The organism is Dyadobacter fermentans DSM 18053 (assembly GCF_000023125.1).
In the GTDB taxonomy this organism is placed as follows: domain Bacteria; phylum Bacteroidota; class Bacteroidia; order Cytophagales; family Spirosomataceae; genus Dyadobacter; species Dyadobacter fermentans.
This window is the reverse complement of sequence record NC_013037.1, coordinates 5,678,484-5,694,014: the sequence shown is the minus strand read 5'-3', so window position 1 is coordinate 5,694,014 and position 15,531 is coordinate 5,678,484. Positions and strand designations below refer to the sequence as shown.

Sequence of the window (15,531 nt, the reverse complement as noted above, 5' to 3'; positions counted from 1 at the left end):
GCCTTTTTGTTACTATATGTTATTTTTGGTTACAAATTCTTCGCTTTGCGTTGTTTTACCGCATAGTCCACGGCCCGGGCCGAGAGGGCCATATAAGTCAGTGAAGGATTTTGTGTAGCGGTGGAAGTCATGCTCGCGCCGTCGGTTACAAACACGTTTTTGCAATGATGCAGCTGGTTCCATTTGTTGAGCAACGACGTTTTGGGGTCTTTCCCCATGCGCACGCCGCCCATTTCGTGGATATCGTTGCCTGGATTACGGTGGTTGTCGTTTGTTCTCACATTGGTGAAGCCCGCTTTGGTGAACATCTCGCTCACCTGCTCCATATAATCCTTGATCATCTTCTCGTCGTTATCGTCGTAATCGACCGAGATTCTCAGTTTGGGCATTCCAAACGGATCTTTTTCATTTTGATCGAGGGCCACATAGTTGCTCTCTTTCGGGATCGTTTCGCCCATCATGTGCGAACCTACGCCCCAGTTGCCATACTTCGTTTCGTGCAAACCTGCTTTCAGCGATTCGCCGAGGCCGTCGCGGTCGTTGGACGTCATGCGGTAAGCACTGAAACCGGCCGCATATCCGCGCAAAAAGTCGGTTTCCTGCTTGTAAACATTCCTGAAACGCGGAATATAGCCTCCGTTCGGGCGCTTGCCGTCCGTCGTCGAATCGAGGAAGCCTTCGTACTGGCCCGACACCGTAGCGCGGTAGTTATGGAATGCAATGTATTTACCCAGCAGGCCACTGTCGTTGCCGAGGCCGTTCGGGAAGCGGCTCGACGTGGAGTTCAGCAGCACGAGGTTGGAGTTCAGCGCGGCGGCGTTCAGGAAAATAATGTCTGCATAAAACTCGATCATCTGCTTCGTGTTCGCATCGATCACGCGCACGCCCGAGGCTTTCTGCTTTTTGTCGTCGTAAATAATCGAATGCACCACCGAATGCGGGCGGAGCGTCATATTGCCCGTTTTGGCTGCCCAGGGGATTGTGGAGGAATTGCTGCTGAAATAGCCTCCAAACGGGCATCCGCGCTCGCAAATGGTGCGATGCTGGCATTTGGCGCGGCCCTGATCCAGGTGGATCTGCTGCGGCTCGGTGATATGTGCGGCACGCCCGATGATAATGTGGCGGTCCTTGTATTGCTTCGAAACCTGCTCTTTGAAATATTTCTCCACGCAGTTGAGCTCGTGCGGCGGGAGGAACTCGCCATCCGGCAATGCGTCGATACCGTCCTTGTTGCCGGTAATGCCCGCGAATTTCTCCACGTGGCTGTACCAGGGCGCAATGTCGTCGTACCCGATCGGCCATTCCACGGCGAATTGGTCACGCGCGGGGCCTTCGAAATCGTACTTACTCCAACGCTGCGTTTGCCGCGCCCAAAGCAGCGACTTGCCGCCTACCTGGTAACCGCGAAGCCAGTCGAAAGGCTTTTCCTGAATGTACGGATGCTCATTATCCTTCGCGAAGAAGTGCATCGACGATTCCTTGAAGTTATAGCAGCGAGCCGCAATCGGGTTCGCATCGGCGATTTCCTTGGGAAGGCGCTCGCGGTGCTCAAACTCCCACGGCATCATGTTCGTGGTAGGGTAATCCTTGATGTGCTGCACGTCCCGGCCGCGTTCGAGTACGAGGGTTTTCAGTCCTCTTTCGGTCAGCTCCTTAGCCGACCAACCGCCGCTGATCCCCGAGCCAATCACAATGGCATCGTAAGTGCGGGCTTTTTTACTATCAATATTAAAATTTGCCATAGTTTCGGTTGTAATCCTCCCTTTCATCCCTTTTTAACAGGTACACACCCATGGTAGCGGGCGGGGATCATTTCGTAGTGGGTAATGTTGGTCATCACGTATTCGGAAGTCATGTAGCCCTGGATCGTCAGGTTTTTGACCATGCTGAAAAAGCCCTTCTGGGCGGTATCGCTGCCCTTTTCAATGTCGGAGAGGATTTGCAGGCGCTGCTCCTTGCTGGCGTCGGTAAACGACTTCCCGAACCGCTGAACGCTTTGTTCGTCGATGTTCGAAATGCCGCTGGCGAGGCTGGCCTGCGCTTTGGCGTCGTAGCAGTCCTTCACCATTTTTTGTACAAAATCACCCACGCCCAGCTCACCCGCTCCCGGCGTGTCAGTCTTGGGAATAATGGTTTCGACGATCATTGCAAGATTTTTGGATTGATCTGCCGCCAGCAACCCGCTTTTCGCCACCGCACTTTTGTTCCAACCGGATGCCCACGCAGGCAAACCCGCCATGGCGCCCATGGCCACTGCCATACTTTTAAGCGCTCCCCGTCTTTCCATTTTCTTATCTATTTTGTTTAAACGTCTTAATTATTGTTTTGTGTCATTTATTGTCAGGAGGTTGTCATTGTAAAATTTCCTCTCTCTGACTATTCTCGACCATACCTGACCACCCGTCACTCTTCCAGAAAGTCCAGATCACGACCGTGGGTTTCGGGAATGGTGAGAATGCAGAAAATGCCTATCGCAAAGCAAATCACACCTACCAGCGCTCCTGCCTGAATGACTGAGAACGAGTCTTTAAAAGTAGCAAATAATGTAGTCATTCCGACAACCGTTCCACGGACCATATTGGGCACGGTGGTAGCGGCCGTAGCACGCAGGTTGGTACCGAACTGCTCCGCCCCGATGGTCACGAACATGGCCCAGTAACCAATGCCGAAGCCCAGCAATGCGGCTACGGTATAAAATAACGAGGCCGATTGAATGCCGGCGAACAGGTAAACGACACTGAAAACAAAGGTGAAGATCATGAGGTAAAAAACCGCCTTCTTGCGCGATTCGAGCCAATGGCTGATGAACCCGCTGCAAAGGTCGCCTATCGAAAGGCCCACATAGCACCACATGATGGACAGTCCCGGCTTGATCGGCTCCTCAATGCCCAACGCTTTTCCAAACTCGTTACTGAATGTGGCCAGAATACCGATCACAAACCAGGTAGGCAGGCCGATGCCAATGCATTTCAGGTATCTTTGGAGGCGGTCTTTGTTGGTAAACAATGCAAAAAAGTTGCCTTTTTCGACGTGTTTCTGATCTTTAATATCCTTAAAAATCCCCGATTCGAAAACACCGATCCGCAGCAAAAGCAGTGAAATACCCAGGCCGCCGCCGATGAAATAGGCATAGCGCCAATCGAAATACTCGACCGTAAAATAGGCCACTACCGCCCCTAGCAAACCAATGCCGGCCACCAGCGAAGTACCGATGGCACGCAGGTGCTTGGGAAGGATTTCGGAAACCAGCGTGATCCCCGCCCCCAGCTCTCCCGCCAGACCAATGCCCGCGATGAAACGGAGCAGTTTGTAAACCGTCACATCCTGCACAAAGCCGCAGGCGATATTGGCCAGCGAGTAAGTGATAATGGAGCCGAAAAGCACCGAAAGACGGCCTTTTTTATCCCCCAGAACACCCCAGAGAATACCGCCTAGCAAAAGCCCGGTCATTTGCCAGTTGAGGATGCTGGCGCCCGTGACCGAAATATCCGCCTCGGAAAGCCCGAGCGCAGCCAGGCTAGGCAGCCGGACGATCCCGAAAAGGAGCAAATCATAAATATCTACGAAATAACCAAGGGCAGCGACTATAACGGGAGCACTGAAAAGGTAAGAGGCGTCTGAGCGCGTTGCTGTGACGGATGACATTTGAGTTTCTATGGGTTTCATCGGAATAACTTGCAATATTATGCAAATAGCCGGACATAAGCCCGGCTATTCGTTGGCAAATTTATAAAAATTAGAAAGAAAGTTTTGTTTTCAGCAAACAGGCCGGGCATCACTTTCATGGTCGGTACCTGGTTATAGTTCCAGTTTTTGCTTGTCTTTAAGCAACTGTTCTTTCAATTTGCCATAATCCACATCCTGCACGGCCACCTTGCCGTCGATCGCCTGCACGGCGGCCGTAGCGGCACTTTGGCCGAGGATCATGAACACGGGCTCCATGCGGATCGAGCCGTAGGCAATGTGCGACGCCGACACGCACACGGGCACAAGCAGGTTTTCACATTCTGCCTTTTTGGGGACGATAGCGCCATAGGAAATGCCGTAAGGGGTTTTGGGATGCACGCCGATGTCGCCCTCGTTCTGCACAAAACCGTCTTCTTTCACGTAACGCTGCGCATTGTGCGCGTCGAGCGAGTAGGAACCCATCCCAACCGATTCCTGCACGGCTTTTTTGCCCAATGTCTCGTTCTCGGTCATTACGCTTTTGCCCAGCATTCTCCTCGCCTCGCGCACGTAAATCTGGTGCGGCCAGCCGCCATTGTCTTTGAATTCATCTTTGGGCAAGCCCCATTCATTTACCTTGGCGCGCACGTCGGCAGGAACGGCCGGGTCGTTGGCGAGGAAGTACATCAGGCCTTTTTGATATACCTCGTGCTCCTTAATGATCTCCTTGCGGCGTTCGTACGTAGCGTCGGGGTAGTCGTAGTTCTGGCCGATGAAGTCGGTGCTGAACGGGCCGTGGTTGTTGGTATCCGTTTTACGGTTGGGAATGGGGTCGTATTTGTCGAAAGTTTCTGTCCAGCCGGCTTTGTACACACGGGCGAGCAGCTCGTATTTACCCGGGTCGTAACCCGCGGGTTTGGCGAACGGAATGCGGTTGTCGGGATGCGACGAGAGGCACATCCGGAAGCAGTAAGCCTGGATTTTGTTATCCCCTGAACCGTTTTTAGCGATTTTCTCCGACGTTACGTAGGGCAGCAAACCGCTCTTTGGGTCGCCTTCCACTTTATAGGGACTGATGTTTTTGGCAAAATAATGGCGGTGCTGGAACACGCCCGCCTGAACCCCATTCCATTCTTCATTATAAACGCTGTTGGCTTCGCGGCCCACGTGGTATTTTACACCCGCAGCGGCCATGAGGTCGCCCTCATAAGTGGCGTCGATGAACATTTTTCCCTTGAACGTCTTGCCGCTCAATGTTTTGAAAGAAGCAATGCGGCCATTGCTTTTCTGAACGCCGCTCTTGCTGCGGTCGAGCCATTCGTCGCGGTAGATTTTGATGTTGTTTTCTTTCACAAAATCTTCAAACACCTGCTCGGCGACGTGCGGCTCGAAGATCCACATCGTGCGCTCGGCGCCGTCCATCGCCACGGTTCCCTGGCCTTTGTTGCCGTACTCTTCTTTTTTCTGCCATTGCCAGCCTTCGGGCTTGTCGTAATGCAGGAAAACGCGGTGGTAAAATTCACGAGCGAGCCCGCCGATCACCGATTTGTTGCCGGTATCGGTGAAGCCGAGCCCGCCAGACGAAAGCCCGCCCAAATGCTTGTCGGGCGACACCACGAGCACCGTTTTACCTGACTTAACCACCTGGACCGCCGCCGTAACCGCCGCACAGGTGCCTCCGTATACGATCACATCCGCCTCGAACGACTGTGCGGAAACAGCCCGCGGTGTGAGATGAGAAATAACGATTGCAACCAGTAAGAGTATTTTTTTCATGAATGTCTGATTTAGGATTAATAGCTATTTTGACTCGGGCACGAACAGCACCGCATCCGCTGCCACAGCGCCCGAGGCGCCTTCGGACGAGATATTCACCGAGCTGGCATTGCCTTTGGGCAGATTGAATTTGCCTACGTGGTACCATTCGCCCGAGGTCTGGCCTTCCACAACAATGTCTTTTTCAAGTACAGAAATGGCCTTGACCTCGTTACCCGCTTTCACGGAAAGCTTGATTTCCGACGCCGGCTTGGCCACTTTGGGAAAATACGCGTAAATCTGATAGTTACCCGCCGCGGCGATTTGAGGCGTGAATGTGACCGAGCCGCCCGCTTTGTCCGTTTCGGATGTCGTCAGGAACGACGGGCCGTAACCGCCTTTTTTGACCGGTTGCCAGTTTCCTTTCACAGAAACATTTTGCGTATCCTCATTATCCACGAGGATTTCAGGCGTTTTGCCGTTCACAAGCGGGTCGGATTTGAGTTTGGCCTGCAACTTAGGAACGTCGATCTGCTGTACGCTTTTTTTCGAATCGATCGCCATGGCCGCCGCCACTGCGGATGACTGCGCGAGCACCATAAACACCGGCTCCATACGGATAGAACCATAGGCAATGTGCGTAGCCGACAAGCATACCGGCACCAGCAGGTTGGTACACTCCTGCTCCTTCGGAACCAGCGAGCGGTAGGCAATGGGGTATGGTCCCGAGGCGCTTACCTCCACATTCCCCTCGTTTTTGGCCATGCCATTCACGACAATGCGCTGGATGTTGTGCGAATCCATCTGGTAAGCCGCCATGCCTACGCCATCCTTCACGACTTCTTTCAGCTCGCAATGCGCCTGGGTCATCACGTAGCTGCCTACCATTCTCCGCGCCTCGCGGATGTACAGCTGCGGCGACCAGTTGCCGGTTTCTACATACTCGTCTTTGGGATACCCCCATTTCTGCATCGACTCGCGCAGCTCTTGCGGTACGCGCGGATCGTGGCCGATGAAATAGAGCAGCCCTTTGGTGTAGGCTTCGTGCGCTTTGATTATCTCCGCGCGCTTGTTGTAATCTGCGTCAGGATAGTCATGGTTCATGCCGATCATGTCCGTCGAAAAGCCATTACGGTTGTTAATGTCCGTTTTGTTATTCGGCATTTTACTCCAAATGAAATAGTCGTTCAGCGTTTTGCGCTGGGGCTGCTTGGCAATGAGCCGTGCGAGCAGCTCGTAGCGGGAGGCATCGTAGTCTGCCGGCTGGGTAATGGGCACCATATTGGCCGGGTCGGACGTGAGGCAAATGCGGTAGTTGTAAGCCTGCACTTTTTTGTCGCCGGTCCCATTCGGTTCCAATTTGGCGGGAGAAACGCCCCAGAGTAGCCCGCTTTCGGGTTTACCCGCTGTTTTGTAAGGATCAATGCCGTCGGGGAGCTGGTGACCGTGCATGAGCTGCACGCCGTCGATGGTTTCATTGTACTCGCTGTTGGCCTCCCGTCCTACGGTGTAGGAAACGCCCGCTTTCGCCATCAGGTCGCCCTCGTAGGAACAATCGATGTACATTTTCGCGGCAATAGTCTGGTTGGATTTGGCGTCTGGTTTCAGGCTGTTTTCCAAAACAATGGACTGAATGGCCGCCCCGGACTTCCGGGTGCTGACGATCCGACTCTGGTACATAACCTTGATTCCCGCCTCATCCAGGTACTGCTGCAAGGTGCTTTTCGCCACTTTCGGCTCGAAGGTCCATTGCTCGAACTTGCCGTAATGCAACCCAATGCGGCGGTAGAAGTCGCGGGAGAGGCCGGTAATGGCGTATTTGTTACCGATATCCGTGTAGCCGAGGCCGCCGGACGTCATACCGCCCAAATGCCCGCCCGGCTCGATGAGTACGACGGACTTGCCCATTTTCTTCGCCGTGTAGGCCGCTATCACGCCTGCGGCGGTGCCTCCGTACACGCATACATCCGCCTGCACGCTGGCAGTTACATCGGCCGCAGGCCTCGGTTCCCGCGGTCGGAAACCGGCTAATACGAATGCCATCATACAGGCGATCTGCGCCAATGCAATCTTTTTACGTATCATCATAAATGTACTTTGTTAAATGCTCAGTAACCCGGGTTCTGGTCTTTGGCAGTGATGGCTTTGTTATACAAAATTTCAGAATTCGGGATCGGCCACAGCATGTGCTTTTCGGCGATGACGATGTTCTTTACTTCCAAAATGCGTTGCTTGGCAATTCCTAATCGTTTCAGGTCATTCCATCGCTTGCCTTCATACATGGTTTCATAGCCGCGCTCCTGCACCACCTTGTCGATGAAGGTCGGTAAAGAGGCAAAATCGGCGAGTTTGAAATCGACCGTCGAAGCAGCTTCGGCCGGCTTGCCGTATGCGCGGCGGTGTACTTTGTTCAGGCTTTCGAGACCGTCGGCGGTCGGTTTCCCATTGGCACGGGCATCGGCTTCGGCGTGGAAAAGGAGCAGATCGGCGTAGCGGTACCAGGGGTAGTCGTTGCCAGCACCGCCGGTGGCCAGCGGATCGCGGTATTTGCGGAACAGCATGGAAGTAGTGCCCAGGCCGATGTCCACATTGTACAGAATATGGTTTTTACGCAAATCCTTGAAATCCCAGTTTTTGATCACGGGGTTGGAAACTGAATCGGTGTACTGAGCATACACACCGCCCGGACCGTAATAGTTATAAGGCCCGATTTTGCGGTGCGCATAGCTCACCAGGCCAAAGCCTTGCTGGCGCGAGTATTTGAAATAGAAAATCTCCTCGCTCGTATTCACGACCTCCGGACCGTAAATCTTCTGAAAATCCTCCGAAACGGTCACCGGCACCAGCGAGTACTTATTGGCATCGATCACTTCCTTCGCTTTCGCGCGCGAATCCTCCCATTTTTCGAGGTACAGGTATATTTCCGACAAAAGCGTTTTCGCGGCCCATTTGGTCGGGCGGCCAATCTCCGAGGGGTTATCCGCCAGCCCGGCCTCCGCCACCAATGCGTCGGCGACAATCAGCTTATACACATCGTCGACGCTCGATCTGGGGATGTCGGCCACCGTCATATTCTCCTCCGTGCGCAGGGGCACGCCGGCCCAGTTCCGCACGAGCGCAAAATAGATGAGCGCACGCATGTACTTGGCCTCGGCCACGAATGACGCCTTTTCGGCGTCGGTCATGCTGGTCCCTTTCGGCACATTGGCGATCACCAGGTTAGCATTCCGGATGGATTGGTAAAAGTTGTCCCAGATCGTTGCGACGCGGTTGATGTTCGTGTTATCGAGGCCCTGGTACAAGCTCACGGGCGTTTGCGTACCGCGTGAATTGCCGTAATCGGCCAGGCCTTCGAGCTGGGCGGGATAGTTGGTAGACAATGCGGCGTCGGTGCGCATCGGGCCGTAAATCGCGTTCACTGCGGCCTTGGCCTCCGCGGCGGTATTGTAAAAATTCTCAGAGGCAAGTGATTTGGGTTTTTCTTCAAGAATGTCGGAACAAGCCATGCAAACCGCCGCCAAAAACAAACTGGTGAATATCTTTTTCATAATGGTGATTTCTTAAACCGGTGATTAAACTGACCTTAAAACCCAATTCTGAGGCCCACGGTGGTGGTTTTGGCAACCGGGTAAACGTAATGGTCTACGCCCTGCACAAATGAATTCCCCGATCCGTAAGAGTTCACTTCGGGATCGTACCACGAGTATTTGGTCAATGTGATCAGGTTCTGGCCGCTCACATACAGTTGTCCGTATTTCATCCATTTGATATGCAGCTTAGCCACCGGCAGGTTGTAACTCAGCTGGATGTTCTTTAACCGGAGGTAAGAGCCATCTTCCACGAAGCGGTCCGACATCTGCGCCTGTGAGGAGGTTTTGATGACCGGGTATTTGGCATCGGTGTTCTCGGGCGTCCAGTGGTCGAGGTACACCTCGCGCGGCATGTTGAGCGCCTGGCCGTAGTCGTAGCCCTGGCCCTGCGCGCTGAGGTTGAAAATGTCATTACCCTGCGAGCCCTGGATGAAGACCGTCAGCTCGAAGTTTTTGAACGACATCGTGGAGTTAAAGCCGTAGGTGAACTTAGGATTCGGGTTACCGATAATGCGCTTGTCACCTGCGTCGCGGCTCCCGCTGTTATTGTAATCTTCATAGGCGATAAAACCCTTTTCGTCGTATCCTTTTTCCACATAGCCATAGAAAGATCCGAGCGGGTAACCTTCGCGAAGGATATTCACATTATCGTTCACCGCCGCACCGATTGTCTGCCCCAGGATGTCGTTTCCGCCATACAGCTTCATCACTTTGTTCCGGTTAATGGACAAATTGGTCGACACATTCCATTTAAACGCCCCTTCCAGCACGGCCGCATTCACCCCGAGCTCAAAACCTTTGTTTTGGATTTTCCCGATATTCTGGATCGTATGGGTGAAGCCCAGCGAGGAAGGCAATGCGACGCTGTTCAGCAGATCGCGGGTGTTTTTGATGTAATAGTCGGCCGTCACATTTACGCGGTTGTTCCAAAGGCCGAGGTCGATACCGAAGTCGGTTTGGGCCGTGGTTTCCCACCGCAGCGAGCCGGCGAGCCGGGTACCCGGCGCATAGGAGGTCATAAATGCGTCACCGAACACCACCGGGGCCGAATTAAGCTGATTGAGTGTAAAATAAGGGTTAATGGACGTGTTCCCCGTTTCTCCATAGCCTACCCGTAATTTCAGGTCCGAAACGAATGGAATGTTTTTGATAAATTCTTCTTCGGACATGCGCCATGCCAATGCACCGGACGGGAAAAAGCCCCATTTCTGTCCCGCGCTATAACGGGACGAGCCATCCGCACGGAAGCTGGCGGTAGCGAGGATTTTGCTGTTGAATGTGTAATTCACCCGCGCCAGGTAGGACAGCAACGCCCATTTTGAATAGGATGTGCTAGGAACGCCCTGTGTAGCGGCAGCGCCGATGTCGTACGTTTCCTGATTGTCACTGATAAAACCGCTTCCACTAGCAGTAAGCGAAGTTTGTGTATAATCCTGGTAGGTAAAACCCGCCACGGCCGACACGCTGTGTTTACCGAAGTCTTTGAGATAACTGATCGTATTTTCGCTCAAAAGGCTGGTCACGCGCTGTGTTCCTACATTTGCACTGCCTTTCGAATTTACAAATCTGGTAGTGGTGTAGGTATCGGTGCGGTCATCCGTGCTTTCAACACCAGCCAATGTCTTGATCATCAATCCCTTGACCGGCTCAAATGTAATGGCGCCGTTGGTAAGGATTTTGTTCGAGCGGATCATATCCGAATACTGATACATGTAGTTCAGCGGGTTGGTAATCACATTGGAACCCCACGCGTAAGCCTCCGCCAGTCGCGAATAGCTGCCGTCGGGCAACGTGGCCGGGATGGTCGGATAGCCGGATAGCATGGCCGACATGAGCGTTCCGCCCCGGTTGCCTTTCTCCGAGTTCTTACGGTCGGAATTGATGCGGCTGAGGAGGGTGCTGAGGTCGAATTTGAATTTTTTACCGATGTCGGAGCTGAGGTTCATGCGCAATGCATTCCGGACGTAGTCACTGCCGATCACGATGCCGTCCTGGCTGAAATTGCTGGCAGCGACCGAAAACCGCGTTTTTTCGTTACCGCCGCTTACCGTCAATGCGTGGTTCTGCACCGGTGCCGACCGGAAAACGATGTCCTGCCAATCAGTACCTTCACCGAAGCCGGCGATCTGGTCGGGCGTAAACCGCGGGGCGAGGCCGTCGTTGGCCGCATGCTCGTTGTAGAAATTGGCATATTCGGTGGCATTCATCAAATCCAGCTTTTTGCGGATCGTCTGCACGCCGTAGTAGCCGTCGTAATCGACGCTCACACGGCCGGCCTTGCCTTTTTTAGTGGTGATTAAAACCACTCCATTTGCGCCGCGCGAGCCGTAAATGGCCGTTGCCGAAGCATCTTTCAGCACTTCAATGGATTCGATATCGGCGTTGTTGAGCAAAGTAGGGCTGCCGGAATAGGGAAAACCGTCCACCACGTAAAGCGGCTCGTTACTTCCCTGAATGGAGTTGGTACCGCGCACCCGCACACTGATCGGGCTGCCGGGCGCGCCGGTGTTTTGCGATACATACACGCCCGCCGCACGTCCTGCGAGCGATTGCACGAGGTTGGTAGCCGGGTATGCGTTCAGTTCCGACGATTTAATGGACGAAACCGAGCCGGTAAGGTCGCTTTTCTTGATCTGGCCGTAACCGATCACGACGATTTCCTGCAACGACTTGTCTTCCAGCACCATATTGATGGTCAGCTCGTTCTGGCTGCCCAGCACGATTTCCTGCGATTTGTAACCCACAAAACTGAAAACGAGTACGGAATTGGCTGCCGCCGATTCAGGGATTTCGAGCTGGAAATTACCCTCGGAGTTGCTGGTGGTGCCGGTTTGTGTTCCTTTCAGCACAATGCTGACGCCAGGCAGGCCGGTGTTCGTTTCTCCGTCCAGTACCCTGCCGGCTACCTTTCGCTTCGGCGCATTGGCCGGTGATTCCGGTGCCGGAGGCGCGTCGGGCGATGCGGCTTCTATTCTTCGCAGGATGATGATCTTGCCGGAAACTTCATAATCGAGCCCCAGCGGCGTGAGAATATGGTCGAGGGCTTCGTACAAAGGCTTGTCTTTGAGGGAAACTGTCACCTTCCGCGCTGATTTGATCAGCTTGGAACTGAATACAAACCGTACATCGGCTTGCTTTTCGACCTGGCTCAGGACTTTTTTGACTTCGCTGCCGTTTGCCATCACCGTTACTTTCTGGCTGAGCAGGGATTGTGCGCTTCCCTCACGTGCGTAACCTGTCGCTATGAACACAAGGGCAAGCATGAGTTGAGTAGCTGTCATTTGCATGGTCCACAGTAATACCCTACGGTATTTTAAAGGTTTTTTCATAGATTTGATTGTTTTGTAGAATGGAAAATTTGGCAAAACAATCCCTGCCTCCCCTCCCGGGAGGATGATGGCGACCAACCAATTCAGGGATATCGGAGCCGGTGATGCGGGAACATTGCCGGCTCTTCTTGCAGGTAAGCTTTCTGTTTCTTGTATCTGGGGGGTTTAAAGAGTTGGGTGAATGATTAATTCCTGCATCCTTTGCTGTGAATGACCACCTGGCCATCGACGATCTGATAGCTGGATTCTACTGCTTTGCAAATGATATCGAGCTTATCGTGGAGCGTCTGATTATCGAGCATCGCGGTGAGCGGGCAATCTTTGAGCAATGCTTCGTCGTAAAGGATATCGATCCCGTAGGCTTTCGCGATGGTGTTAAAAACCTCGCTCGCCGGGGTGTCTTCAAATGAAAATTGCGGGACATCCGCTTTCGGCACGACCATCTCCGGCTTTTCGACCAATGTTTTCAGCATCTTAACCTCGTTTCGGGCGTACACGATTTTCTGATTGGGCGTGAGTACGACGCCCTGCAATTGCGTGTCGTCGAGCTTTTCCTTCAAATCCGGGTCCGACTGCGCGAATACCGACACTTTGCCCGTCTTCACTTCAACGGTCACTTCCCGTGCACCGTCGTAGGCTTTAATGCGAAAGCTCGTGCCCAGCACTTTGGTTACCAACCCATTGGCATACACCAAAAACGGATGCGCGGGATCTTTGGCAATGTCAAAAAACGCTTCGCCTTCCAGGAAAACCTCCCGGCGCGGGCCGTCGAACTTTTCAGGATAGCGAATGCGGCCCCGGGGTTCGAGGCTGATGCGGCTGCCGTCGTTGAGCGCGATGTCGATGGTTTGGGTAGTCGTATTGTGTTTTTCGGTCCACTGTGCGGTTTGTTCAATCACATTGCCCTGCTGCACGAGCTGCGGCCTGTCGTTCCTTTTGATCATTACCGAATACACGGCCCAGCCCAGCAGCATGATGAACGCCACGGATGCGGCAAACTGCATCCAGTTAATTGAAAAAGCAGGCACCAACCTTCCCGACGGCCGCAAAGTTTCCTCCTCAGCACCGGTGACGCGCCCCACGGTTTGCTTCACCACCTGGCTGATCTCCGCATCGCCGATTTCCGGCTCGTGCAGGCGCAGCGAGAGTACAATGGCTTTGGCCTGCTCCACTTTTTCGAACATCTCCGGATTGGCGTCGATCCAGTCGTCCCAGAGCGCGTCGGTTTCGGAAGTGGGCGACAGTGTCCATTGACGAAAGAAATCGTCCCAAACAAAGTCTTCGACGGAAAAATCGTTGTAGCGGTCCATACCAGTTCATTGTGTCTATATGAGGATAGACACGATGCGGCGCGGGATACCAATAATTTTTAAATTATTTCTTCAAAAAAGTACAAAAATCACTGCTGGCGAAAGCATCCAAGGCCTTACCGCACTGATAATAAGATCCTAAAAGAGAAAATGCAGAAGAAAAAAAACCACGAATTCAGCTTTCCAATGTGCTTTTAAATGCCGGATCGCGATTTGCAGCATGTTCGAGACGGTCTGCGGCGACACGGCCATTACCTCGGCGATCTGCTCGCGGCTCAGCTCCTGGAAAAATTTGAGATACACGACTTCCTTCTGCCGCCTGGGCAATGCATTGAGCATTTGCTGCAACTGCCGCGTGCGAACGGCGGTGGCCTCATTGGCAATGTAGGTTTCCTCCACCGAGAATTCAATTTCAAAAAAGTCGTCCTCGTCCTGCAAAACCTCGCCGCCCACCCACGTGCGCGACGCTACCTGCCGGTGCATAAGCCTCCGCAGCGACGCCATCAGGTAGGGCTTCACGGCCGCGTCGGGATTGAGATTGGCCCGTTTTTCCCACAGGATCAGAAACAGGTCCTGGATACTGTCCTTCACCAATTCACGGTCTTTGGAGAACTTGCTGCCGTACCGGAAAAGAAGCCGGAAATTGTCGGACATCAGCCTTTCAAACGCCCGCACTTCACCTGCCAGGAAATCCTGCCAGAGCACACGATCTTCCGGAAAAGAGGACGCTGATTTCATAACTTGTTGAAAGGGACGGCTAAATAAATCAAACTTAACCGCAAACTCAATTTATTTTACAAGATTAGTTTAATCGAATCAGGTAATCGTCCTATCCAAACATTACTCGATCATGACTTTGGATGAATGCTTTCGCCCATCCTGCCCTTCCCATTGCAGGATATGCATTCCGCCAGCCGGCGGGCTCAGGGGCATTACGCTCAGCAGTCCGTGCTTTTCGGCCACCGTTTTCACGGGCAATATGGCCCCATTACTACCAATCAGACGAACGGATGCCGCTTTTACCCCCGTACCGGCCATCACAATGCGCTCGCGCCCTGCGGGATTGGGTGCTACAATCGCCTCATTCAGAACAGATCCCGGCTGCCCGTCGTCGATCCGGATGTCGTCGATCCGGATTTCCCCGACGCCATTCCGGAAGCGCATCTCGAAGTTCGAAAGCTTAGCCGGCGAGTAGCCCGACGTGCCCGGATATGCTTTACTCCCTTTGCAAACGGCCCGATCGTCCACCCAAAGGTCATAAGAGCCCGGCAGCGCAGCCTCCTCCTGCCCTTTGGCGCCGATGCGGTAAGGCAACAACTTATCCGAGTTGTTTAAAACCCAGGTAAGCACGACTTTCGTTTTAGCGGCGTAGTCGCTGCTTATCTGCTGTGTTTCAAGATCTTTGACATTAAATCCATCTTCCAAAAAGTTGAGGGAGCATTTGGCGAACATCAGCCCGTTGCCGGGAAACGAGTTATTGACCGGGTTAAAATCCTCGCCCACATAAAAGTACATGGCATTCGAAGCAGGCGACCGGACGTTCTGCACCGTGAAAGTAATGCGGATCACAAGCGTTTCCGGAACCGGTTCAAAAGGAGCGGCCCGCATAGCACGTATAATACCCCCCGTTGCCGAATCCTGCCGGCTGCGGGTAAGCTCCATATAACCTTTGTTAAATTTGTAAAATGAAAGCGCCGGCGCCGTAAGGATAACGTGGCTGAACTGCCCCGTGTCGGGTTGCGGGTTGATCAGGCCGGTGGTCTGCCCGAAATCCTGGTGGAAATAGACATTTTGCGCATTACCGGCAAACGCCAGAAGCAACAAGACGAAGGTAGAAAGTACTTTTAGCATAAACCGTTTAGTAGTTTATGCATTTAGACG

At 53.2% G+C, this 15,531-nt stretch carries 10 protein-coding genes; all 10 read right to left on the bottom strand.

The window, feature by feature from the left end; genetic code table 11:
• Positions 1-29 precede the first annotated feature (29 nt).
• Entirely contained in the window at positions 30-1,742 is a 1,713-nt protein-coding gene (locus DFER_RS23475; protein ID WP_015814156.1) for a GMC oxidoreductase, read from the bottom strand.
• Between the two features lie 23 nt (positions 1,743-1,765).
• A complete protein-coding gene (locus DFER_RS23470; RefSeq protein WP_143828796.1) occupies positions 1,766-2,287 on the bottom strand; it encodes a gluconate 2-dehydrogenase subunit 3 family protein in 522 nt (173 codons plus the stop codon).
• A 116-nt stretch (positions 2,288-2,403) separates the two neighbouring features.
• Positions 2,404-3,645 (bottom strand): MFS transporter, encoded by a 1,242-nt coding sequence (locus tag DFER_RS23465; protein ID WP_041735466.1) that lies wholly within the window; start codon positions 3,643-3,645, stop codon positions 2,404-2,406.
• A 153-nt stretch (positions 3,646-3,798) separates the two neighbouring features.
• On the bottom strand, positions 3,799-5,442 hold the full coding sequence (locus tag DFER_RS23460) for an FAD-dependent oxidoreductase (protein ID WP_015814153.1): 1,644 nt from the start codon (positions 5,440-5,442) through the stop codon (positions 3,799-3,801).
• A gap of 24 nt (positions 5,443-5,466) precedes the next feature.
• On the bottom strand, positions 5,467-7,509 hold the full coding sequence (locus tag DFER_RS23455; RefSeq protein WP_015814152.1) for an FAD-dependent oxidoreductase: 2,043 nt from the start codon (positions 7,507-7,509) through the stop codon (positions 5,467-5,469).
• 20 nt (positions 7,510-7,529) lie between these two features.
• The gene (locus DFER_RS23450) at positions 7,530-8,969 is read right to left on the bottom strand and encodes a RagB/SusD family nutrient uptake outer membrane protein (protein ID WP_015814151.1); all 1,440 of its coding nucleotides are present in this window, start codon (positions 8,967-8,969) and stop codon (positions 7,530-7,532) included.
• 35 nt (positions 8,970-9,004) lie between these two features.
• Positions 9,005-12,340 carry a TonB-dependent receptor gene (locus DFER_RS23445; RefSeq protein ID WP_229206096.1) on the bottom strand — a complete coding sequence of 1,112 codons (3,336 nt, stop codon included), beginning with the start codon at positions 12,338-12,340 and terminating at the stop codon, positions 9,005-9,007.
• A gap of 185 nt (positions 12,341-12,525) precedes the next feature.
• Positions 12,526-13,650, bottom strand: a complete 1,125-nt coding sequence (locus tag DFER_RS23440) for a FecR family protein (protein WP_015814149.1) — start codon at positions 13,648-13,650, stop codon at positions 12,526-12,528.
• A gap of 138 nt (positions 13,651-13,788) precedes the next feature.
• Entirely contained in the window at positions 13,789-14,388 is a 600-nt protein-coding gene (locus tag DFER_RS23435; protein WP_015814148.1) for an RNA polymerase sigma factor, read from the bottom strand.
• Between the two features lie 102 nt (positions 14,389-14,490).
• Positions 14,491-15,501, bottom strand: coding sequence for a hypothetical protein (locus DFER_RS23430; RefSeq protein WP_015814147.1), 1,011 nt, complete (start codon positions 15,499-15,501; stop codon positions 14,491-14,493).
• Positions 15,502-15,531 lie beyond the last annotated feature (30 nt).

Coding starts and splice junctions, on each gene's coding strand:
- DFER_RS23430 (WP_015814147.1), bottom strand. CDS start 15,501: ATGCTAAAAGTACTTTCTACCTTCGTCTTGTTGCTTCTGGCGTTTGCC.
- DFER_RS23445 (WP_229206096.1), bottom strand. CDS start 12,340: ATGAAAAAACCTTTAAAATACCGTAGGGTATTACTGTGGACCATGCAA.
- DFER_RS23450 (WP_015814151.1), bottom strand. CDS start 8,969: ATGAAAAAGATATTCACCAGTTTGTTTTTGGCGGCGGTTTGCATGGCT.
- DFER_RS23470 (WP_143828796.1), bottom strand. CDS start 2,287: ATGGAAAGACGGGGAGCGCTTAAAAGTATGGCAGTGGCCATGGGCGCC.
- DFER_RS23455 (WP_015814152.1), bottom strand. CDS start 7,509: ATGATGATACGTAAAAAGATTGCATTGGCGCAGATCGCCTGTATGATG.
- DFER_RS23475 (WP_015814156.1), bottom strand. CDS start 1,742: ATGGCAAATTTTAATATTGATAGTAAAAAAGCCCGCACTTACGATGCC.
- DFER_RS23435 (WP_015814148.1), bottom strand. CDS start 14,388: ATGAAATCAGCGTCCTCTTTTCCGGAAGATCGTGTGCTCTGGCAGGAT.
- DFER_RS23465 (WP_041735466.1), bottom strand. CDS start 3,645: ATGTCATCCGTCACAGCAACGCGCTCAGACGCCTCTTACCTTTTCAGT.
- DFER_RS23440 (WP_015814149.1), bottom strand. CDS start 13,650: ATGGACCGCTACAACGATTTTTCCGTCGAAGACTTTGTTTGGGACGAT.
- DFER_RS23460 (WP_015814153.1), bottom strand. CDS start 5,442: ATGAAAAAAATACTCTTACTGGTTGCAATCGTTATTTCTCATCTCACA.